Annotated in this window: 11 protein-coding genes; all 11 read left to right on the forward strand. The window is 44.3% G+C overall.

Translation table 11 applies throughout. From position 1 onward, the window contains the following. The 11 genes from SFV55_RS20320 (at nucleotide 1) to SFV55_RS20370 (ending at nucleotide 23268) form a co-directional block, all read left to right on the forward strand. Nucleotides 1-711 carry a hypothetical protein gene (locus tag SFV55_RS20320; protein WP_320031382.1) on the forward strand — a complete coding sequence of 237 codons (711 nt, stop codon included), beginning with the start codon at nucleotides 1-3 and terminating at the stop codon, nucleotides 709-711. After that, complete coding sequence (gene vgrG, locus SFV55_RS20325; protein ID WP_320031383.1) at nucleotides 708-2480, forward strand: type VI secretion system tip protein VgrG; 1773 nt, start codon at nucleotides 708-710, stop codon at nucleotides 2478-2480. The genes SFV55_RS20320 and vgrG overlap by 4 nt, the downstream gene beginning before the upstream one ends. A 21-nt stretch (nucleotides 2481-2501) precedes the next feature. Then, nucleotides 2502-2792, forward strand: a complete 291-nt coding sequence (locus tag SFV55_RS20330) for a PAAR domain-containing protein (RefSeq protein ID WP_320031384.1) — start codon at nucleotides 2502-2504, stop codon at nucleotides 2790-2792. Nucleotides 2793-2804: 12 nt separating this feature from the next. Continuing rightward, on the forward strand, nucleotides 2805-3227 hold the full coding sequence (locus tag SFV55_RS20335; protein ID WP_320031385.1) for a GPW/gp25 family protein: 423 nt from the start codon (nucleotides 2805-2807) through the stop codon (nucleotides 3225-3227). A 32-nt stretch (nucleotides 3228-3259) separates the two neighbouring features. Further along, nucleotides 3260-7999, forward strand: coding sequence for a hypothetical protein (locus SFV55_RS20340; protein ID WP_320031386.1), 4740 nt, complete (start codon nucleotides 3260-3262; stop codon nucleotides 7997-7999). A gap of 10 nt (nucleotides 8000-8009) precedes the next feature. Beyond that, complete coding sequence (locus tag SFV55_RS20345; protein ID WP_320031387.1) at nucleotides 8010-14801, forward strand: hypothetical protein; 6792 nt, start codon at nucleotides 8010-8012, stop codon at nucleotides 14799-14801. Between the two features lies 1 nt (nucleotide 14802). Beyond that, on the forward strand, nucleotides 14803-16410 hold the full coding sequence (locus tag SFV55_RS20350) for a contractile injection system tape measure protein (protein WP_320031388.1): 1608 nt from the start codon (nucleotides 14803-14805) through the stop codon (nucleotides 16408-16410). Between the two features lie 28 nt (nucleotides 16411-16438). Further along, nucleotides 16439-17017, forward strand: coding sequence for a hypothetical protein (locus SFV55_RS20355; protein WP_320031389.1), 579 nt, complete (start codon nucleotides 16439-16441; stop codon nucleotides 17015-17017). 18 nt (nucleotides 17018-17035) lie between these two features. After that, nucleotides 17036-20563 (forward strand): DUF4157 domain-containing protein, encoded by a 3528-nt coding sequence (locus SFV55_RS20360; RefSeq protein WP_320031390.1) that lies wholly within the window; start codon nucleotides 17036-17038, stop codon nucleotides 20561-20563. Between the two features lie 278 nt (nucleotides 20564-20841). Continuing rightward, the gene (locus SFV55_RS20365) at nucleotides 20842-22308 is read left to right on the forward strand and encodes a ComEC/Rec2 family competence protein (protein ID WP_320031391.1); all 1467 of its coding nucleotides are present in this window, start codon (nucleotides 20842-20844) and stop codon (nucleotides 22306-22308) included. A gap of 294 nt (nucleotides 22309-22602) precedes the next feature. Then, complete coding sequence (locus tag SFV55_RS20370; protein ID WP_320031392.1) at nucleotides 22603-23268, forward strand: cyclic nucleotide-binding domain-containing protein; 666 nt, start codon at nucleotides 22603-22605, stop codon at nucleotides 23266-23268. The last annotated feature ends 153 nt before the right edge of the window (nucleotides 23269-23421 follow it).

Raw genomic sequence — 23421 nt, forward strand, 5'->3', positions numbered from 1 at the left:
ATGACAAACGGTTCAATTGAAAAGGTCAGGATATTTGCTTATACGGACAAACGCTTGACTACACCCAATGCTGCAGTTCCACAGCCGTTTTACCTGCCCATGAACCCTGAAAGTTATTCCAAAAATTTTAAAATTGAAACGGATAACCGCAGAGGGCATGGTAACGAAGGTACTGATCCACGCTACAATTCTACTGCGCCAGAAGAATTAAAATTGGATTTCATCTTCGATGGCACAGATACAATTGAAAACTACCGCTACACTGATCCTTCTGATAAATCGGTCAAAAAACAATTGGAATTGTTCATGAAGACGGTTTATCAGATGGCAGGGAACATTCACCGACCCAATTTTTTGAAAGTGCATTGGGGCGAATATTTGGTATTTCCCTGTATACTTTCTAACCTGGACATCAACTACCAGCTTTTTGAATCCAACGGTGATCCTTTGCGCATCAAGATCAGTGCTACTTTTCTGAACTACATTGCCCAAGAAGAACGCACTGCCCGCGAACGCCAAAGCTCTCCTGATCTCACCCATTTGCGTCTTGCCAAAGCCGGAGATAGGCTCGACTTAATGACCCATAAAATTTACAACGACACCAAGTACATGTTACAAGTAGCAAGAGTTAATAACCTGGTTAGTTTGAGGGTACTCAAACCGGGCAAAGAAATGCGTTTCCCTCCTTTGGATAAAACGGAAAAAGTATGAGCACCAGCACCATGATTCCCAATAATTCTACCCATGACATGGTCACTTATGACCTGGTGGTGAACGGGAGTGCCCTAGATTCTGGGTATCAAATATTGGCCATTTCCGTGAGTAAAGAGGTGAATCGTATTCCTACAGCAAGAATTGTTTTGCGCGATGGAGAAGCCGCGGATCGGGTATTTCAAGTTAGCAATGGTGATGACTTAATTCCCGGGAAACAGATTCTGATCAAAATTGGTCGCGACCGAATTAATGATACCGTATTTGAAGGCATCATCATCAAAAATCACATCAAGATAAATGAAAATGGGGCTACTGAGTTGGTGATAGAATGTAGGGATAAGTGTGTAAAAATGAGTGTGGGAAGGCACAATCACTATTATGAAGAAAGTAAAGATAGTGAAGTCATCGAGCAAATCATCGGAAGGTATCCTGGTTTGACTCCCGATGTCGAGCCAACTTTACTGGTACACAAAGAATTGGTCCAGCACCACTGCACCGATTGGGATTTTATCCTTTCACGCGCCGAAGTCAATAGTGAATTGGTTATCGTTGATGATGGAAAAATTCAGGTAAAAAAACCCAAAACCAACGAGGCTCCAACCCTGCAAGTCTCATACGGGGCAACCCTGCTCGAATTTGAAGCTGAAATGGATGCCCGTACCCAATGGAAATCGGTTGAAGCCAAAGCCTGGGACTATACCAACCAAACGATGTTTGAACATACATCAGACACGACGCCCATTAGCGAACCTGGGAACCTGGGTGGTGACACTTTAGCAGAGGCAATTAACCTTCCTAAACTCGAATTGCGACACTCTGGACAATTGCTTGAAGCAGAATTGCAACAGTGGACCGATGCCGCTATGTTGAAAAGCCGGTTGGCCAAGATTTGTGGCAGAGCAAAATTTATCGGTTTTTCAGCCATCAAACCTGGGCAAATGATCGATCTGCAAGGTGTAGGTGATCGCTTTAATGGAAAAGCTTTTGTAAGTGCAATTCGGCACAACATCGGCAATGGCGCTTGGGATACTCATGTACAATTTGGACTGCCACCAAAATGGTTTCATCAGTCGGCAGAAATTGTCGAAACTCCCGCTTCAGGACTCTTGCCATCCATCAACGGCTTGCAGATTGGAAAGGTAGTTCAGTTACAGGACGATCCAGACGGCGAAGACCGCATCTTGGTTCGCCTCCCCATTATCGACAACAGTGCCAGAGGGATCTGGTCAAGAGTAGCTAGCCTGGATGCAGGTAGCAACCGTGGGGCATTTTTTCGGCCAGAAATAGACGATGAAGTGATTGTTGGTTTTATCAATGATGACCCTAGGGATGCCGTTGTTTTGGGGATGTTGCACAGTAGTGCCAAACCAGCACCGATTAATGCCCAGGATGCCAATCACGAAAAAGGCTTTGTTACCCGCAGTGATATGCGCATTCATTTCCACGATGATACCAAAACAATTACCATTAGCACCCCTGCTGGAAATAGCATCAAGATCGATGAACAAAGCACTTCAATAGAAATCAAAGACCAAAACAACAATACGATCAAAATGGAGCCTGCAGGTATTACCATGGATAGCCCAGCTAATATTAAAATTAATGCAGGTGGAAAAATTGACATTACTGCAACCGCAGCTTTGACGATTGGTGCAGCACAAATGACCATTTCTGCTCAGAGTGCCATGGAAGTAAAAGGTGCTACTGCGAAACTTGCTGGCTCAGGTATTACGGAAATCACGGGTTCTTTGGTGAAAATCAATTGATCGCCCCTCAAAAACTCAAAAATGCCACTTGCTGCCCGAATAACCGATTTTCACACTTGTCCGATGGTAACTGCATTGGTACCTCATGTCGGCGGTCCTATCGTCAGTTCATCCGTACCAAATGTGCTGATTGGTGGCATACCAGCGGCGGTGGTTGGTGACATGTGTGCATGTGTAGGCCCACCTGATGTGATTGTGAAAGGTTCAGCAACTGTACTCATTGGTGGAAAACCTGCAGCACGGATGGGGGATATGACTGCACATGGGGGAGTCATTGTTCAGGGCGTAGGAAATGTAATTATTGGAGGCTAAAAAGCATTGAAAATGGAGGTAGATCAGTCTTTTTTGGGAAGTGGTTGGGCTTTTCCACCAAGTTTTGATAAAGTTGGACGCACGGTGGAAATGGTTCAAGAAATCGAAGACATTCGACAAAGTCTCCACATCTTACTTTCCACCAGCCTTGGTGAACGAGTCATGCAACCTACCTATGGCTGCAATTTACGAGATTATCAATTTGAACCACTTAGCAATACATTTATTGGCTTTTTGAAGGACATGGTTGAACGGGCCATCCTGTTTTTTGAACCGCGCATTGTGGTAGAAAAAATCGAAATTACTGAACCGGAAGACATGCTCCTTTTTGAAGGAAAAGTGTTGATTTCGGTAGACTACTATATCGCCTTGACCAATACCCGCAACAATTTTGTGTATGATTTTTATTTGCGTGAAGCAGATCAGAGGATCTAAATTAGGTTATTAGTATCCATTAGCAAAAAATCATGGCTCGACCCTCAAAAATTCAACACCCGCTCCTCAATCGCCCAGGTTCTAGTCAGCGCAAACGCTTGGCGGATTCCTTTGCCCTGAAATCGGAGTATGCGCCTATTGATAGCCGATCTCTGGCAGATTTATTGGGTTACATTCATCAATACGCCAGGCAAATCGTTTTTTATGAACAAAAAAGGAATGAACAAGGAGAGGAATACACAGAATTGAGCAATTGGCTTGCGTTTTTTGAAAACAGCTTGCCGTTCAGGATGGTGCGCTTTAGCAAGACTGATTTTGATCAGTTGGAGCAGGATCTACTGGGAATCCTCAGCAACCTTGAACAAAACCCCAGTCTTGAAAACCTGAAAATTCTGCTTGATTTTTCCTACTATGAACTGTTGCTGCCTATTGATCACTTACAGAAACTGGCGCGTTCGTACGAGTTTGATCTGGTCTCGTACCTTGAAGGTGCTATCCGAACAACATTGCTGCCCGCCGTGTTGCGATTTATCCTACTAAGCAATACCTCCCTTAAGTATCTTTGTGTGGGTAAACGCAATTTCACCAACCTTACCCAGGCGCCATGGAGTTTGCCCATCGAAGACATCTTCTCCACAGATGAAAGCATTAAAAATATACCTGGTGGAAACAATGGGGCGATCTTGTGGCTAAAAGAAGAAGCGAGCAAACTCATCTACCAACTGCTGGGCGGATTAAAGTTGATTGCCTATGAAATACCTCATCATCTTGAAGCAGGCTTGGAGGCCTTAAAAAGTAGAAACGAACCGCACCTGGGGCTGTTGTTTGCCTTTATTCGCCTGTTCCGCTATTTTCAGGGTGACCTCAACCAGTTGACCCAAGCCCACCTCGATTTTTTTTACCAACACGTACTACAAATTAAACCCAAAGGTGTTGTTCCCGATCAAGCCCACCTCGTCTTTGAGATCGCGAAACACCTGGAAAGTTACCCGATAAAAAAAAATACAGCATTTAAAGACGGCAAGGATGCCAACAATGCAGACATCGTTTTCCAAACTGACGAGGAAATTGTCATTGATAAAGCGCAGATAAAAGATTTGAAAACGCTTTATTTGAATCAGGTGAATGGAAAAGTGGAGGGTGTTTACATTGCTCCCGTAGCCAACTCTGCTGATGGGAAAGGTGAAAAATTTAAAGACGAACAGTCGAAAAACTGGGCAACTTTGGGCTCTAAACCCAGCAAATACATTGCTCCAGGCAAAGACACTCCCGAAAACAATCCTTTCGGTCGCATTGGTTTTGTGTTGGCATCTCCGGTGTTGTGGTTGAATGAAGGGCGAAGAGATGTAACCATTACCATAAATTGTGAAGATGGTGGGAATCGCGATATTTTCACCCCATGTTTTGAGAAATATAAGGAATTCACCAGCAAAACTTTTTACCAAATCAACGAACGGGTAATCATCAAAATTGAAAACTTGTTTTCAGCCGAAGCCAAATCATTTTTGCAGGAAGAATTGGATAAATCAACGCCAGTTACCATAGAAAACATAGATGCGTTTTTAAATGACAGATTTCCTTTCACGCCTACTGAAAAAACGTTGTTGGAAGGTTTGGTGAGTAGTGAGGTCAATGGAAAATTTTCTTTGCATGAAATGCCTTTTGCTTCTTTAATTCGATTTTTCAATTTGTTGTTGCTGCAACAAAATCCTTATCCAATCGGCTATGATTATATAAGTTTCTTCGCAATTAAAGACCCAATCACCTGTATGCCGCTTCTTGAAGATGAGCGAGTCTTGAAGGTTATCGAGGGGACCCTGGATAGAAGTCTTGAAAATAAAAGCCTCTTTTCCCTACAATTTAGCGGCGAAGAAGGTTGGTTTACACCAAAAGGGGCACTGCCTATAGAAAAAACGCCTTTTACCATTTATTTGACTCCTGCATCGGGAAATGTCCAACTCATTTTTAACTCTAGAATCGAGCCCGACGAACCCAAAGTAGCCTTTTACCACCCAGAAGCCATCAAAGAAAACTTTAAAATAGAACATCCCTTTCCCATGGTGAAAATAGAACTGAATCCCGAAATTCAGTTGCTATGTGAAAATGCGGTGGGTGAAAAGAACTGTTGCCTGGATAACTTGAACCAAACCAGACAAATATTAACCTCACTCTATCACTACTTCAGGCATTTAACTATCAAAAATGTTAAAATTGATGTACAGGTATGTGGGGTAAAGAATTTGATTGTGCAGAATGAAGAGAGTTTGCAGGATGTGAATAGTCCTATACTTCCATTTGGAACCAGACCTAAATTAGGCTCAACCTTTTACATTGGTAGCAAAGAAATATTTTGCAAAAATTGGCAAAAATTCTGGATTTCCACTGAATGGAAGGACTTACCATCGAGCTTAAGCGTGCATTATCGGGATTATGATTATGAACCTTTTGAAGATGGAAGCCCGTCTATAAACAACAATAGTTTTAAATTTAAAGCTGCTTTGTTAGAAGATCGAACCTGGAAGGATTTTACTCCTAATCCAAATATATTATTCCAAGATAAAGCTGGAGGTAATGCATGTGAAAGGGAATTAATATTGGACTCAATCTATTATAAAGAATTTAATAGAACCGAGTTTTCTACTCTTATCTACAAAAACAAATCTCTTAAGCCAGGAGAACTTGAATACTTCAATGTCAATAGTGATAAAGCATTTCTAAGAATCGCCCTTGATGGGGTTAGTTTTCAGCATGATAGGTATGCATTTGTTTTGGCCAGGAGAATGTTCCAACTTGCAGGGATGGTAGATCCGGTTTCAATTAATGCCATGCGGATCAATTTAACCAGTGCAATCACCCATCGAAATACCATTGAAACATTAATTAGAAATATAAATAGTGATATTACAACCCTAGGTAATTTACTTGAAAACCAGATTCAACCCGCGCTTAATCTAGATTCTAGCCTAACCTTGGACCTTTTTGATACAGATGGAATTATTCAACTGTTGGGAATTTTACAAACAAAATTAGACGCAATTAATACAGCTGTATTAACAAGTACAGTGCCCTCCGCTACAGATGTAAGTAATGCATTGGGATTATTCAGTGATATTGAAGGTAAAATATCAACCATTAATTCATTGAGTAATGACATGAAAATAATCATAGATAGGATTAAGAATCGGTTAAGAGCAATTGATGATCCAACTACACCTGCAACGGACGAAAGTGGTGTTCTTGAGTTATTGGACAAATTACAGGCTGAACTGAGTATTATCCAGGATTTGTTGCGTGTAGGTGCATTGGGCCTCCCCAAAGAACCCTACACACCAACCATAAAATCACTAATATTAGACTACACCGCCACCGCCGACAACAACGACATCGAACTCATCCACCTCTACCCCTTCGCCAATTCCTCCAAAACGGAGTACCTGACTTTAAAACCAACGCTGCTTCCCACCTTTACCGATGAAGGGTCTTTATTCATTGGACTGGAGAATCTACGGCCTGGCTCAAACCTGCACTTGTTGTTCCAATTCGCCGAAGCCACTGCTGATTCGGAGAGCAAGCGGGCGCTCATCCATTGGCATTACCTCAGCGGCAATCGTTGGCAGCCGTTACGGACGGGCTTCGAACTATTAGAGGACGCCACCGAACGTATGACCCGTTCTGGCATCGTCAAAATTGCCGTGCCTCGCGACATCTCCAATACTGGCAACACCTTGATGCCTCCAACTGCGGACAACAAGCACCTATTTTGGCTAAAACTAGCTGCCCCCCAATCCGTTGCAGCAGTAGCGGAAGTAATAGGGATACATACGCAAAGCGCCCTGTCAACTTACCAACTGTTGCCCAATAGTGAGATTGCTCGGGTGGGGACAGCGCTGGAGCCCATGAAGATCGCCAAACCTTTGCTTCCTGACTTCAGCATCAAAAAGTTGGAGCAACCCTACGAATCCTTTGGCGGTCAATTGCCCGAAGCTCAGGGACACCTCTACACCCGGGTGAGTGAACACCTGCGCCACAAAGGCCGTGGGATTGATACTTTTGATATTGAGCATCTGGTATTGGAAGCCTTCCCGCAGCTTTTTAAGTGCAAGTGCATCAGCCACACTTTTGGTCTTTCCGCCAACCAATATCGGCGCGACTTGGAAGTTGCTCCAGGATTCATTGCTGTGGCAGTAATTCCAGATTTGACAAAATTGAAAGCAGGGGACGGCCTCGAGCCTAAAGTACCCGTGAGTATGTTAAGCGCAATCAAGGAGTTTTTAAGTCGCAACACATCTCCTTTTGCCCGTATTAAGGTACTGAACCCCCGCTTCGAAAAAATCAAGGTTGACGTAAAAGTGAGATTAATGCCTGGGCGGGATGAAAACTATTACACCGCGCAGTTAAAAACAGACTTGACCCATTTCCTGGCGCCCTGGTATTTGGGCAATTCAGACAAGTTATCCTTCGGTCAAACGGTGGTTTATTCCGATGTGCTCGGGTTTATTGAACGCCTGGATTACATCGATTTTATCACAGCCCTAAAATTGATCGATACAGCGGGGGTAGAGCAAAATGAAATAGTACCCCTGACCGCCCGCTCCATTCTTACTGGGGGTGAAATTTGTATTGATCTGGACCGAAAAGAATGCCCCCAAAACGATAGACCTAATGATTGTGCCGAAAATTGGATGAACCGCAAGCGTGATCCTTTTCCCAAAGGTGTTCCGCAAACATTTTTGAAACATATTCCTGAGCCCCATCCAAACAACATCGATTGATGCATCCCTTATGGCCGAAATAACTGAAAACAACTCCAGCGTCATCCAGCAAAAAGACCCTTTCTTTGCTGAACGCCCGCATTTGGATTTCCAGGTTTTGCGGCGAGAAGGCTTAAAGCACATTGGCGAACTCTCGGGCAAAATCTGGACAGATCACAATGCGCACGACCCTGGCATCACCATCCTGGAAGCCTTGTGCTACGCACTGGTAGATTTGGGCTACCGCACCACTTTGCCCATTGCCGATTTGCTGGCTTCGGGAAAAAACGGAGTGAACCAAAGTGAAGACTTCCCCGAAGATGACAACTTTTTCAGCCCGCTCGAAATCTTAACCTGTAACCCCACTACCATTCTTGACTACCGCAAACTACTTTTGGAAGTCAAAGGGGTGCGCAATGCCTGGTTAGAACCAGTTAAGGATGCACATCTTTACTTAAACCCCGTTCAAGAAGAACAATATCGCTATTATCAATTGAGTTGTGAAATTGAAGAACAAAAATCATTGCCAATTCCAATTTCCCTCAATGGCCTCTACCACGTACTGATTGAAAAAGAACCAGACGCGGATTCAAGCGAGGTGCATCAAGCTGTACAAAAAATACTCTCTTCCCACCGCAACCTTTGTGAGGATTTCCAAGACATCACCATTTTATGCCCGCTTGAAGTGGGCATCTGTGCAGATGTTGAAATTGAAAAAAATGTTGATGTGCCAAAAGTTTATGAAGCCATTCTAAAGGCCATCAAAGCGTACATCTCACCCGAAATCCAATTTTATACTTTACCCCAATTGCTCAATAAAGGCAAAGCCATTGAGGACGTATTTGCTGGCCGACCCTTCCTGAGCGAAAGTTATGGTTTTGTAGATACCACGGAACTGGAAAACTTGCCTTTGCGCAAGGAGCTCTATGCCTCCGATCTGTATCAAGCCATCTTGAATATCGAAGGCGTCATTTCCATTCGAAACCTGTCTTTTCAGACGGAGAACACTCGCGTGGGCTTGAATGCAAATATCCAACGTTTGCCGATCTTTAATGGAGAAATCGCCCAATTTACCCTGGATAGAAACTGCATCCAATTGCGCAGCGGCCAGGTGAATGTACAATTGGATAAAGCTAAAGTCCACAAAGGGCTTACGATCAGCAATAAATCAAAAACTGGCCGCGATAACCTGGATCTTCCAATCCCTGAAGGCGTTTTTCATCCCGAATTGGCCGAATATTACTCTATTCAAAACGATTTCCCATCCGTTTATGGCATCGGGGCGGGCGGTTTACCCGAAGACGCAACGCCACTCCGAAAAACACAAACCCTTCAACTCAAGGGGTATCTGCTTTTTTACGATCAATTGTTGGCCAACTATTTGGAACAAATGGCCAACCTGCGCAATTTGTTTTCCTTAAAACAGGAATCCAAGCGCGATCCGGCAAGTCGTCATACCTATTTCAGCCAGCAATTGGATGATGTGCCTGGAATTGAACAACTCTTGCAGATTTACGCGGCAAAAGGGCTTCCAGATGGATGTGTAATCGCTGTTCCTGTAGCCAATGACAATGCCTTATGCCAGAAATTGCAGCAACTGGTGACCAATCCCCGCAATGAACTACGGGTTGAAGATAGTTGTGGTACTGCTCCGGGAGCTTTGGCCCATTTTGCCCTTCCTAATTCGGCATTGCAGGAAATATACGTTCAACAATCCATCCGCGAAATTGCCCAAGGAGATTTTTCGGTAGAAATTCATGAAGACAAAGCCGGGCATTTTTTTGTGTTGCGCTTCACCCAGGTAACGGAATGGGTTCTGATCAGCTATTCCCGCTACCGCAATGCCATGGAAGCTCAGGAAGCCGCCAATTTTGCTGGATTTTTGGCGACCATGCCAGATTATTACCAAAAATCCATCCACAATAACGACCAAAACACCCTTGATTATCAATTCGACTTGGTCTATAATCCGGTGGCTTATGCGGATTATTTACAACACTTGCTGGAAAATGAACAATTGTATGCCCAACGACGGGAAGCATTTTTAGATCACCTTTTGGCCCGTTTTGCCAGTCAATTTACCGATTATGCCCTCTTACGTTTTGGCGCCGTTGCGGGAGCGCAAGCTGATCGGAATCTGAGCATCGAAGACAAATCCAGATTTTTAGATCATTTCGACGATACCAGCCGGAATCGGGGCCGGGCTTTTGACTACCTTCAGCCATCCTGGGGCGCCCCAAACGTATCAGGTTACGAAAAACGGATTACCCTCTTGTCTGGTTTAAGCGATTGGACCCGCCGCAGTCTGTGTAAATTTGAAGTGGTACAAAGTTTCAGAATTGTACTGCCCGATCTACAGGGGCGGCCCTGGCTTTCCAGTATTGCAGCTTATCCCTCGGCACAAGATGTATTGCCTGCTACCCTTCAGTTTAGAGAACAATTGCGCCATCCTGAAGCCTATGGAGAGTTGCAGCGCAGGTTCATGGGCTTTGATCCATCTGCAGTAGGCAGAATGTTTGCAGAAACGCCAAGTGAGGAAAACATCATTGTATCGGAATACCACTACGCCCTCCAATTAAAGGGTAGCGGGGGCGAAAAAATACTGGAGAGCAAAAAACAAGATTACAGTTCTACTCCCAGTGCCTCAAAAGCCATCCCTGTTTTCCTGAATGAAATCAATAAGGGGCAAGACAAAGTCTTGAACCTAAGTAGAGTAGGCGAAAAAAGTCAAACATATCTCGACCTCAATCAATTGCAGTACCAGGTTGAAACCCTGATTACGTACAAATGGCGCCTTTACGATGAAGAAGGTGTACAAATTGCAACCGCAAATACGGCGTTTCCAGAGGAAACAGCTGCTTTGGCTGATTTTGCACGAATTGGTGATTTTAGCCGCTTTATTACCAAGGAAGCGACGGCTTTTCAATGGAGCATCAACCCCTCGCCGGGTGTTTCCCTTATCGGAGTAAATGCCTATACAAATGAAATAGAGGCTCAACGCGCTTGGTTGCGCTGCAAAGCCATTGGACAAGACCCTAAAAATTATACCGTTGAACCAACCGGGCAAGGAGGTACTCTGATTAGTTTGAAAAACGAAAAAGGCTTGCTACTTGCCCAGGCCAACATTCCAGAGGACAAAAAAATAGCCCCTGAGAAATACATCAAAGCCGCGAGTGATGCCTTTGGTAAAAAAAATACCAGGGTGCAATATCAGCAAATAGACCAGGCTTTGGGCTGGCAATTGAGCAACAAATCAGCTGGGGTTTTGATGACCAGTTTTGTGTTGTATACTGATGTAGTGCAAGCAATATCCGATTTACGTGATGCGGTAGCAGCGGCTCAAACCGACCAGAACTATTTTGCCGCTGGAACCGAGGACAATCCAGAATACCGCGTCTTGCTTCGCGATGCCGGAGGGCAATTTCTGGCATCTACTCCCGAGCCTTTTGCTGATGCGCCTGCCCGCGACAAAGCCCTCAAAGCCCTGCGCAAAACCATGAAGCAGTTGCAGGCTCCCATCCAGATTAGGGAAGAACCCCGCCAGTATCGTTGGATATTGCGCCGAGCCTCCAACTCGGATGTGCTGTTGCAAGCCACTCAACCCCTGGATTCGGAAAATGCAGCGAACTTGGACTTTGAGCATAAATTGCAACTGCTGACCACTAAGCAGCCTCAATCCTTTATCGCTCAATCCGTGTATTCCATTGAGCTTTTACCCATCCCATTCCAATATCGCTTCGTCTACTCCATCAATTCACCGGAAGGAAACCCCCTGCCTTTGTTACAGAGCGAGCAGCCCTTTGCAACAAAATCAGCAGCAGAGCTTGCCTACCCGCTATTTGTCAGGTCTTTGCCAAACTTGCAACTTCAAAATAATGGAGTCACCGATGGCGAGCGAGTAGTCGCTCAATTGATCGATGCAAATGCTGACAGCCAGCAAAAAGTCGCCAAGCTGTTGAACTACATGCGCGAGCATCATCGGCCAGTAGAAAGCGTAGTACAGGAGGAAAATGCCAAGTGGATTTATCGCCTGATCAATAAAGATTTTCCAGTCGCCAAGTCAAAAGAATGCTACGGAAATAAAGACGCAGCAGAACATAACCTTGGAAGGATATGCAGTTTTGATCCCTATCCGCTGGATCCTAAAAAACAGGTCATCCGAATTATTTGCCCAACCCTCGACCCAGGCCGATTCCATTATGCTTTGTGTTTAACTGATGATCAGGGTGTTGAATTTGTATTCCTCATCTCCTATGTGGGCTACGACAGCCGCGAACTTGCCCTGGAAGCAGCCCGGTCCAATTGGCTTAAAATCATTGAGTTGGCCACTGAAAGCGAGAACTATGGAGACAACAAACTATTTTCACTAAGGGAAATCTACAGCACCGGAAGCAACGCATGCGCCGACAACGAGCCATACCTGGCCGTTATCCCAAGCGAATTTAAAATGCTGGCAGGTCCCACCGTTGAAAAAGCGGTAAAATTGGCGCAACGTTACCCCATCCGTATCTCCTATAAAAATGACAAGAACGGCACCCTGACCAGTATTCCAGAAGGCTTTCGTTTTCAGGGATTTGATCTTAGCACCCAACAAATTGTCTGGCAAAGCACAAAAGTTTTTGTTACGGCTGAGGAAGCCATTGCGGCCTACCGCTTGTTTGTCATTGTATTGGGCAATCCCAACAGTTGTCGAATTGTATGCGAAAATGGTCAGTATTGTATTCATTTACTTGAAATTCTGGCCGAAAGCCGGGAGTTCAATACGGAAGCCGAAGCCTGGAATGACAAGCCTAAAAGTATAAGGGATGCCTGCGGAAACAGGGTTTGTCAACTTGAGGGCGTCCGCTTGTTTGCAGAAGCCGCAACGGAAGAAACGGCATTTATTCCATTAAGTGAAGGGGAATGTTACCGTTTCATGGTGGTGGATAAGTCCTACCATGTAGCCAATCACACCTGCGTTTACCCCAACCCAAAGGAGCGTGATCAAGCCTTGAACGAAATGCAGAAATGGGCACTAAGCCTTGAATGTAAAAGACAAGTTACCCATTATAAAGGCCGCATCCGATTTTATATCGGAGATGGCTATTACCTGGACAGTATTGACCAGGCCAAGCCTACTGATGTGGATCAGGCCATTTTGGAATGGATGTATTTTGCCGTAGATGGTGGAAACATCAATGAAAATGACGGTAGATGGGAGCTTAGAAACCCCTTGGAAGACGATACAGTGATGGCCATTATTTCCAGGGAAGAGGGGGACATTGTCAAAGAAGATGTCCAATTGCTGGCGCGCCAATATCCTGTATTTAAAAAAGGGGATGCTTATTGTTTTCGTTTGTATTACCCCGGGAATGGCGATGTTTTAGATCAAAAGGTCAGCATTTGTGGATGCAAAGAACCGGCTGTGGAAACCAGTGTAGAACCAAAATTCCGTGGCCAAACTTACCTGTTTGAAAGCGCCCATTGCTACCCTTGCCGGGAAGCCGCCGAACAAGCCTATTTCGATTTTTGCAACCTATTAAAAGACCCTTCCAATTATCAGTCCTCAGCAGAATCCGGAATTGGCCCGTACACCATTTCCATCATCAATCCTGCCAAGGTATTGGCGCATCACCCCAATTGCCATCCCGATCTCAGCAGTGCGATGCAAGCGGCGGAACGCGTCCGCTCCTGCCTGAACGATGAAGGCATGCACCTTTTGGAGCATATTCTCTTGCGCCCAAAAACAAAAACGGGTGATCGTGCTTGTGCTTGTTTATTGCCAGTTTGCCCAGATATCCCTTGTGAATTGGAATGGGAAGAAGACCTTAATGAACCCGATCCATGTGCGGAACAAGATAGCGCACTGAAATACATCCCGGGTTCCGATCCGTATTCATTTTGGGCCACCGTCGTTTTACCGGGCTGGCAGCAGCGTTTCAAAAGCGCTGAAGCGCGTTATTTTTACAAAGAAATGCTCTATCGCGAAGTACCCGCTATGGTTGGCCTGAATATCCTTTGGCTGAGCCCGCAGCAAATGTGTAAGTTTGAAACGGCTTATCAGAACTGGCTGGATTGGTACCGTAACCTCGACCCCAAATACATTCCGCTGTGTGATCCTCAAATCAATCCGCTTTGCGATTTGGTAGACTGTTTCAAAAAGCTTGAGGACGATCCGCTTTGCCAGATTACAGAAACCACAGCAGCGGAATGTGCCTGCCTCCATCCGCCAAAGGTCCCTGGAGACCCTTGTATTGAAAAAACCGATCACCTCTTTTGGATCGATTGCCCACCCGTAAACCAACCTGTTGGAAGTAACGTGGATACCATCCCGGAAGAAGTTATAACCGTCGTTTCAATACCGGATGCCATTTCCGAATCTACCGTTCCCCAGTTGGCGACTGCAATCCGCGAAGCAATCACCCAACGTGCGCAACAATATCAGCTCGCCATCCAGGCCATTACTGACAATAATATAACCTCTAGCGAGGGCTTCCAGCGCGCCTTGTTTTTTGTTAACAATCCCCCCAGTCTGGCTGCCTATACTCAATTGGTCAAGCAAATTCTCCAGAAAGACCTGGGGCGCAAAGGAACCACTAAACACCGTGTATTTTCAAATATCCTGCAACAGGCGAGTTGGTACCTGTTCGACCAGTTGTTGCAGGAACACCCCAACACCATCCCGGCAGAGACCAAGGCTGCACTTGCTCCGGTATTGGCCAGCATGCAGGCCAAAGGAATTAATATGGAAGACTTGGCCAAGGGCTGGCAAGCTGAAAACCTGGCGAAACTACTGGCAGCGAAAGCCTATAACAAGTTTCTGAAGTTGCTCAAATCCAATTGAATTGAGGACCAATCGGCACCTCATCGGCAAACAAACCTTCGATTTGCGCCTTAGCGCCAAAGATGAGGCTCATGACATCCAGCATGAGTTGAGTCGTTTGTATTGGCAGCGGGTAGTGCCTGGAATCGAGCGCTTGTTTGACCGTCTGGCTGGCCCGGATGAATTGATTCGACTAGATAAATTGGAGCTCGATCTCGGGACCATTTCTCCACAAGACCTGCGCTCGGATGTGTTTGTTCAAAAACTGATGAAGGAATTGGAATCTGTCCTTTTGGAGGCGCTGGCCCAAAATTCGCCCAATGTTATCAGCCAACCCTTGCGCCTGGGGCGTTTTGATCTCTGGCTGTATTTTTTGGAACACGGCGCTCTGCCTGCGCATGCCTCTATTCCCGAATCTATCCCGGAATGGCATCGCCACATTTTTGAAACCCTGGCGCTGGATGCAAAAGCAGTGGAGCGTTTACGCCGGCTCTTGGCGACCCGCCCCCAGGCTATGGAGCGACTCCTTGTTCAATACGAGGACGCTTTTTTGCAACAAGTCATTGGCCTGTTTACTGGCTACGATCAGCAACAGCTGCCTACCGCCGTCCTGGAACTCGCTACCAACATCACGGAAACGCTACAAATACTCCATCAGGCAATCCAACGGAATGCAAAAACAGCTTCCTTTACCCACGAAGCATGGATAGATGCCCTGATCAAAGCCTTATTGCGGCGCATTCCTGCCTTAAAGAGTAAGCCGCAGTGGCAACTGGATTGCAAAACCTGGTTGTTGCAAAATCAAATAAACACCAGCGCCATTTCTTCGCCAGCATTCAAGCGGCAGCTCGAAAAAGAAGTTTGGCGCATCCTCATCAATGCAGTAATCATCCAGCGTCAAAAAGCCAATACGGCGATCTTGATGTCGGGTGCTATCAAGCAGCCGACCTTCAAGCCCTGGCTGCTCGTGGTGATCCAAAACATCGAAAAAGGAAGTAAAAATTTACCCTTGCTTACGCACTGGCTGCAAGAACTGAAGGCAGATAACCCCTTGTCAGCTCATCAACCAGAGGTCCCTATCAATCATCCTTTATCCAAGGCCATTCCCAACACCACTGAAACAGATCGGAATGGGTACTTCATCCAAAATGCCGGGATCGTTTTGCTCCATCCTTTTTTAGCGCAATTTTTTAAACGCCTGGAATTGTGTGAAGGTCTGGAATTTAAAGACGATTGGAGTCGCCAAAAAGCCATTTGTTTGCTGCACTATTTAGGCACAGGTGAAATACACACCCCTGAATACCATCTTGTTTTGCCTAAATTCCTTTGTGGTTTGCCCCTGAACATACCCTTGGATCACTCCATCCACATCAGCCCCGCAGAGCAAGCCGAGGCAGACAACCTGTTGGCAGCGGTGATCGAACATTGGGGCGCCCTCGGCAGTGCCTCTCCCGATGGATTGCGCGAGGGATTCCTGCAACGGGAAGGCAAGTTGGAAAAACGACCCTCCGGCTGGTTCCTGCGCGTCGAAAGCAAAACCCTCGACATCCTGCTCGACCGTTTGCCCTGGAACCTGAGCCTGCTCAAACTCCCCTGGATGGAGGAAATGCTCAGAGTAGAATGGAGATAATTCATATCAACTAATAATTGGCCAAGTCATGGAACTCAATGCTAAAGAAGAATTTAAAACTGCCTTTGCAAAAGCCAAAGAACTGGGCATGGCGAAGTTATTGTCGGGCTTGACCATTCTGGTAAGAGATACCGCCGATTTCATCCATACCAATGGTTTGAAAGATGCCAGCACCGAAAATTTTAGGCAGGCCTATCTGGATATGTTGAACCATGATCGCTTTTATTGGGCGGCCTTTGGGGCTGATTTACACAAATCCCTGGATGATGCAGGAATGCCTTCGGGATTTGCCAAAAATGCAGCCAGTTGTAAGTTTGATTTTGCGGCATTAAACGACGAACAAATCGTTCAGGAATGGACCCGCGCATCGGGCTGGTATTTTTTTAAAACCTATTCCCAACAACTGCGCAGCGTCCTTTTGGGTAATGGAACCTCCCTCGAAACCCTGAAAACAAATTTAATTGATACCGAAGAACCGGATAAGCCCTGGATTGAACTCATCGATAAATTGGCCTACCAAGGCAACCAGGCATCACCGTTTTTGTCTCCGGTGATGCTCTATCTCGTTCTGCTCTTGAAAACATCGGACTTTATCACCTTGAAGTAAAAATTCCCTGGCGCATTCATGAAAGCCGCCGAGTCCAAATCCACCACGACCACCCAACAGCTTCAGGCCAAAGCGGAAACCCAGGAACCTTTCTTCCAAAAGGAAAGGACGGACAGCGTTTTGGAACAAGGCAATACCCCTTTCTTCTCCCCTCAAGCTCAGTCCCAACCTTTTTTTAGCAAGCCCACCATTCAAACCAAACTCACGGTAGGCCAGCCCGGCGATCAATACGAACAGGAGGCGGATCAAATGGCTGACCAAGTGGTGCAACGCTTGGCCGAACCGGATCAAAGCGGGCCTGTAGGACTTACCGGAAATGGCCAGGTGGGCAAAACCATTCAGCGCAAACCTATTTTTGAAAGCAATGCCGAACCCGACATTCAGGCTAAATTCCAGTCCTCAACAGCTCAAACAACTCCACTAATCCAGACCAAATGCGACGACTGTGAGCAGGAGGAAAAATTGCAGAAAAAGGAAGAACCGGGGGTAGAGGAGCAGGTACAAATGAAACCGATTTTTGAAAGCAACGGCGAACCTCTCGAAACTCCCCTACAAGCCAAATTAGAGCATACGCCCTTCCTGCAAAAACAATGCGCTGAATGCGCTGCGGAGGAAGAAACCCCAGGTGTGCAAATGCAAGAGGATTCAACAAATTCAAATACTGCCACTCCTAGCCTGGAAAGTCGCTTGAGCAGTTCGCGCGGTGGCGGTTCCCCTCTGCCCGAAAATACCCGTACCCAAATGGAAGGGGCTTTCGGCTCGGATTTCTCCGGGGTGCGGATACATACGGATAGCTCGGCGGTGCAGATGAACAAGGAACTGGGTGCGCAGGCTTTTACGCATGGGAGTGATGTGTATTTTAATGCGGGGAAGTATGATGATGGGAGTAGAGAGGGGAAAAGGTTGTTGGGGCATGAGTTGACGCATGTGGTGCAGCAGGGGGGGGAAGTGCAACCTAAGTTTATACAAAAACAAGAGGCTGATCAACAACCAGAATTTAGCAATAATGCCAATGTATACATTGAAGAAATAGAATCATCAGAGAATAAAAGACAAAGCCTGTTGTCTGATACATTGCAACTGGTACTCAATACGCCGAACTCGTTGGAACAGCAGAAAATTAATGGAGTTCCAAACTTAGAAACGAAGAATCAATTTCCTAACTTAGAAAATGAGGCACGGCCAATCGATGAGAAACGCTCACAATCCCTGCCTGCCTTCAACGATTCAATGGAATCGCAAGCCAGTGAGAACTCTTCTCAACAAGAAGGTGCGCTTAATGATACAAGTGATTCTTTAGAAAATCATCCTTATTCGTCCCCTACAGCTATAATGGATCGTCTTGTCCAGGCATCAGAATCTCCGATCAAGCCTCATGCTATAAATCAAGCCAACCTGATTTATTCTGATTATTTGAAAAACAGAGTACTTATTGGTGAAAACACGGAGAATAGAAATCTAATTACCAGCAATTATTTTAGAGGAATCAAGTCAGACATAGGAAGCTTTTTTGGTATAACTGGTGCAAGCTTTAGGAAAAATATTCTTCAATTTCAACGCCAAGTAACTGTAATATCTACCGAGCAAATTGCTGTTCTAAAGAGTTTTCTCTCCAGTATGCTTGAGCAAGGGATGGCACTAGGAAATCAATTTAGTTTGCTCATTCATAATACACTTACGAGCACAAGCGATTTCCTTCAGTCTCGGATTTTAGGAGTAATCAATAATGTTACTGATCTTCTAAACTTTATGCCACTCCCAGATATTCCTGGTGTAAGCCAGTTTCGCAATTTTATTCTGAGTTTGATAAATAGAGGTGCAGAAATGTTAAGAACAGGACTGAATACGGTAATAAATTTTATTACCAGCGCTCTTTCTCTTAGCATACAAACTATTCAGAACCTCATTGGGCAATTTCAGTGGTTTCTGACACAAATTTTTTCAAATATTTTTTCGTTAATAACACGTATTATTCAATCTATTTTACAATTTTTTCAAAATGTTACACAAAAAGTCCTTTCTACACTGGATGAATTTCTATGCAATATTATTAACCCTTTCCTCACGAGAATAGAATCTATAACGCTACAACAAATTGAGCAATCCAAACAAGAGGCATTACAGGCACTGGAAAAAAATACTGTTGAACACCTTCAAAAAATTGCAAATTTTCTCTTTCCATCCTTCAGTAAGCCGAAACAGTCATCGATGAACAGGCTAACAGAAGATAAAAAAATAGAATATATTGAAAATATCGTTCAGGAATGTATGTCTATTAATCAAGAAATTATTTCAAATTTTAATTCCACTTTACTAGTCAAGTTCATTGAACTTCAAAATGATTTCTCTCAAACAATTACACGCCTTTACACAGAAGTCAGAAATACCATTTCACAAATTATTGGTAGCGTAAATAAGTTGATAAGTCAGATCATTGATGCAATTTTTAATATTGTGCTGCAAGCATTTTCAATGATACAGCAAATTTTGCAGCAGATATCCAACGCCCTGTCTCAAATATTTCAACGTATCATTAATTTAGTTCAAAACCCAATAGATAGTTTAATTGAGCTTGCTGAAAACGTTTGGAATAGAGTAAAAAGTACGGTACAAAATTTAATTAATAATTTGCTTTCAGGCAACTTTTTGGCTGTAGGCAGTACTAATTCACTTTTTGCACCTGCATTCCTTGCACCTGCTCCAGTAATCGTAGAAGTGGTTATTGTCATAGTAGAGATTATTATTATCACAATTGGTGGAATAACAATAATCATTATAGGAGGAGGAACAGTTATTGTTGTAATTGGAGGATTAGTGTTTGAACTACCATTAGTTCTTTTTATTATAATTGTGGCCATTATTGTAGTCTTAACCCTATTAATAATAGCGTTACTCATTCATCTGTTATATAAATATTTAACTAAACCTGAACCAGTCCCAGTTCCTGTGCCAGTACCAATCCCTGATCCTGATGATCCTGATGATCCTCCTACTTGCCAACCTGATGAAATATTTGATCCTACTGCACCGGATGGCTTCTCAAGTCCAATAGGAATTAACTGGTATAAGCCGTTATCGGTATACGATAACCCAATCTCTTTGCATGGAGAGGATTATTTCATGACAGAAAGGAAAGAATTACCTCCGCCCAGAGAAGATTTTACAATAGGTGTAAATGCCGAATACTTGCCCTTTGAAGGCAAAATTTTGTTACTATTCAATACGCATGATAGAAACATATCGACAAAATTTATCAGATTACTGAGAGCCGCAGGTTATTCTTGGACTACTCCCCAAGGAACTCGAACATCTCCTGATCATGTGCAAGACTTAATGTGGAACGGTTTTGATGAGTTTGAAAACTTATGGCCTTTAGAATCTCAATATAATGAAGCCGCAGGAAGAAAACAAAACTCAGAACAAATCATTTACTTTAGGCCAGATCCATTGCGTCCCTGCGCCGTGGTTTTACCCATTACAGTAGCGAGAAGAAGATACAATATGAGTGAAAGGCGTTTTATCATAATATCTATTCTTCGTCTTTAGGATTCTATAAGGTAATCTACTTACCGCTGGTATTTTCTCTAACCCATACTATCTATCCTTGCCTCTTCGGACGCACAAGCATGCACGCTAACCCGAAAAAAGCAAAAATCCAATGAGCAGATATGTAACCCCCAAAATCGAACCTATCCATTTCGAATTCAAAATAATCGTCCCATTGCTCTGGTTTCGTCCAAAATCCACTCGTTAAATCCGACGCGACACGCAATGTTCTCAAGTCTCTCTGACCCAACCAAACCATAAAATTTCAAACGATACCCATGCCACAACAAAAATACATCAAACCATTCAAAATACCCTTAAAATCCAGGGCGGGAGGTGGCGAGACCCTGTCCTACCTGCTTTGGGGCGACCCTGTACAGGTGAAAGACAGCAATCCACCCAACGCTGAATGGGTAGAAGTGATGGCGCGTTTTTGGGACAGCGGCTTTGTAAAAAGCAGCGACCTGATGGTCGACCCTATTCTGGAAATCTACATCATCGACGTAGGGCAGGGCGATGGTGTGTTATTCAAAACACCCGATAATAAATGGCACCTGCTCGACGCGGGCACAACCAACTCGCGCCAGATGACCCGCAAAGGAGCAGCCAATTTCGTGCGGTTTAAATTCATACAGGACTTGAGGCGAGAGAAAGTCCAGTTGGAAAACTTGATCCTGTCGCACCCGGATTTAGATCATTACGGCGGTATGATTGACTTGTTGAAGGGCGACTTGCACGGGCACGATCGCTTTGAAACAGAGGTAGTCAATTTTTACCACAATGGGTTGGGGCGTTTCCGACAGTCACCAAAACTCGGTACGGAAGTAAGCGACGGCGTTATTGCTGATTTCCCGATCAGAACGTATAATTTAAACAAAAGGCCTACATTTATTACACAATTGTTAAACGGCAAAGCCGATTTCCAGAGCAACCGAGATCGGTTTATACCCGAATACCAGGAATTGGCTGATCTTTTGATCCAAAAAGCCGGAAACATTGCCCGAATTTCGGCTGATACGCGCTTCTTACCTGGGTACGAACAAGACAATCCGAGTCTCAAAATCCGGGTACTCGGCCCCATCATAGAACCCTTTAACAATAACCGAATCGGCCTGCGCAAACTCGGTAGCGAAGCCAAAACGGTCAACGGTCATTCCATTGTGCTGCGCATCGACTTCGACCAGGTTAAAATATTGTTGACCGGCGATCTGAATGAAGAGTCGCAAAAACTCCTGCTCAACTACATCCCCAAAGAAGAATTTGCCGTTGACATTGCCAAAGGCTGCCACCATGGCTCAGAAGATGTGTTGTTTGAGTTTTTGAAGCACATGAAACCCAAGGCTACCATCATCAGTTCGGGGGATAATGAGAGTTATTCGCACCCCCAACCGCAAATACTGGGCGCAAGCGCTTACTATGGCAGCGAGTACAAGGGTAAAGATGGAAAGCAATACCCGCCATTGGTATATTCCACTGAATTGGCGCGGTCGACCGAGTTGAAATTCCCCGGCTCGGTCAAAACCCGCAGCCAGCCAGGCGCCAACGATTATGTGACCCACGATGCCTTTAATACCTTGATCCAGGCACAGGGCGAATCGGGTTACCGCACGCTGCTGCATGTGCCCATCAATACCGATCTGATCTACGGCTTGGTATCAGTACGCACCGACGGGCGCACGGTACTCATCGCAACCAGCGAGGAACAAGGACGTGATTTTGATACAAAGGTTTTGCGTTTTGATTGAATTAAACACTGAGTCGAAAGTATGCCTGCATTCCCCACTCATCCTCCTAAAACTACCCCGCTGGTACGGCGTCTTTGATCTGTAAGATTATCCCTGGGTCTTCATACGCACAAACATGCACACTAGTCCAAAAGAGCTCAAATCAAATGAACAAATTTAGAAAAGCGTATAATCGACCCCATTCATTTCCGATTCAAGATAATCATCTCTTTATCCAAGTAAACGATGAATACCAACAAAGTTGAAACCATAAAAATGGTCCAGAATCTGAGAAAGATTATAACAAAAGGCGATATGAAAGAACTATCCTCGCATCTAGAGGAGTTTTCACATATTGTTAATCAATCTTTTAAAGATTATTGCATATTGTTATTGAATAAATTAAATACTGAGATAAAAAAGGAAAATCTTGGTTTAAGTGAAAATAACATTGAGAAAAATAAAACATTAAATAGCATACTGAATTTGTTGACAGAAATAGAAGAATATACAAATCCCGAGAAGTTGGATTTAAAATATCTAGAATACTTTGATGGAAGGCTTGGATATGATAGGCTTGTTCGAGCATTTCAAGAACAAGAATTGGTAAACAATAACGCTTTAATAGCTAAAAAATTAGCAGAGTTTTCAGAATTGGAAATTTACAAACAGAATCAAAAAATATACAAACAAGGAGAATTAGCTGGTGATCATTTTTTTATGGTGTTAATCGGTCAGGTTGAATTACAAAAAGATGGTCAGCAAATTAACATCATCACAAGTGGGGGATGCTTTGGCGAGTTTCCAATGATCATACCTACTGATGTCTTTTATTTGAATGCAATTTCCAATGGTGATTCTATTGTAGCAAAAATACCAATTATTCATTTTTTAGATATCACTGAAGAGTATCCTGAAATTTGGAAAAATCTAGCAAGAATGCTTGCAAAAAGGCTTCGAAATTCCGCCAATACGCGATAGAGTATTCGCTTATTTTCCAATAAAAGAAATCTCAATACAAAACAAAGTAGCATCCAAAAAATGCTGTATAAGGACTACAAAATAATTCATTGAAACCCCTAACTGATACCTGAGCTCCAATCCAATTTTCTAACTAACCAAACAGTTCAATCT

This window comes from Haliscomenobacter sp. (genome assembly GCF_033763495.1).
Taxonomy (GTDB): Bacteria; Bacteroidota; Bacteroidia; order Chitinophagales; family Saprospiraceae; genus Haliscomenobacter.

Bases quoted from the DNA above. Each gene is read 5' to 3' on its own strand.
- SFV55_RS20320 (WP_320031382.1), top strand. From the start codon at position 1: ATGACAAACGGTTCAATTGAAAAGGTCAGGATATTTGCTTATACGGAC.
- vgrG (WP_320031383.1), top strand. From the start codon at position 708: ATGAGCACCAGCACCATGATTCCCAATAATTCTACCCATGACATGGTC.
- SFV55_RS20330 (WP_320031384.1), top strand. From the start codon at position 2,502: ATGCCACTTGCTGCCCGAATAACCGATTTTCACACTTGTCCGATGGTA.
- SFV55_RS20335 (WP_320031385.1), top strand. From the start codon at position 2,805: ATGGAGGTAGATCAGTCTTTTTTGGGAAGTGGTTGGGCTTTTCCACCA.
- SFV55_RS20340 (WP_320031386.1), top strand. From the start codon at position 3,260: ATGGCTCGACCCTCAAAAATTCAACACCCGCTCCTCAATCGCCCAGGT.
- SFV55_RS20345 (WP_320031387.1), top strand. From the start codon at position 8,010: ATGGCCGAAATAACTGAAAACAACTCCAGCGTCATCCAGCAAAAAGAC.
- SFV55_RS20355 (WP_320031389.1), top strand. From the start codon at position 16,439: ATGGAACTCAATGCTAAAGAAGAATTTAAAACTGCCTTTGCAAAAGCC.
- SFV55_RS20360 (WP_320031390.1), top strand. From the start codon at position 17,036: ATGAAAGCCGCCGAGTCCAAATCCACCACGACCACCCAACAGCTTCAG.
- SFV55_RS20365 (WP_320031391.1), top strand. From the start codon at position 20,842: ATGCCACAACAAAAATACATCAAACCATTCAAAATACCCTTAAAATCC.
- SFV55_RS20370 (WP_320031392.1), top strand. From the start codon at position 22,603: ATGAAAGAACTATCCTCGCATCTAGAGGAGTTTTCACATATTGTTAAT.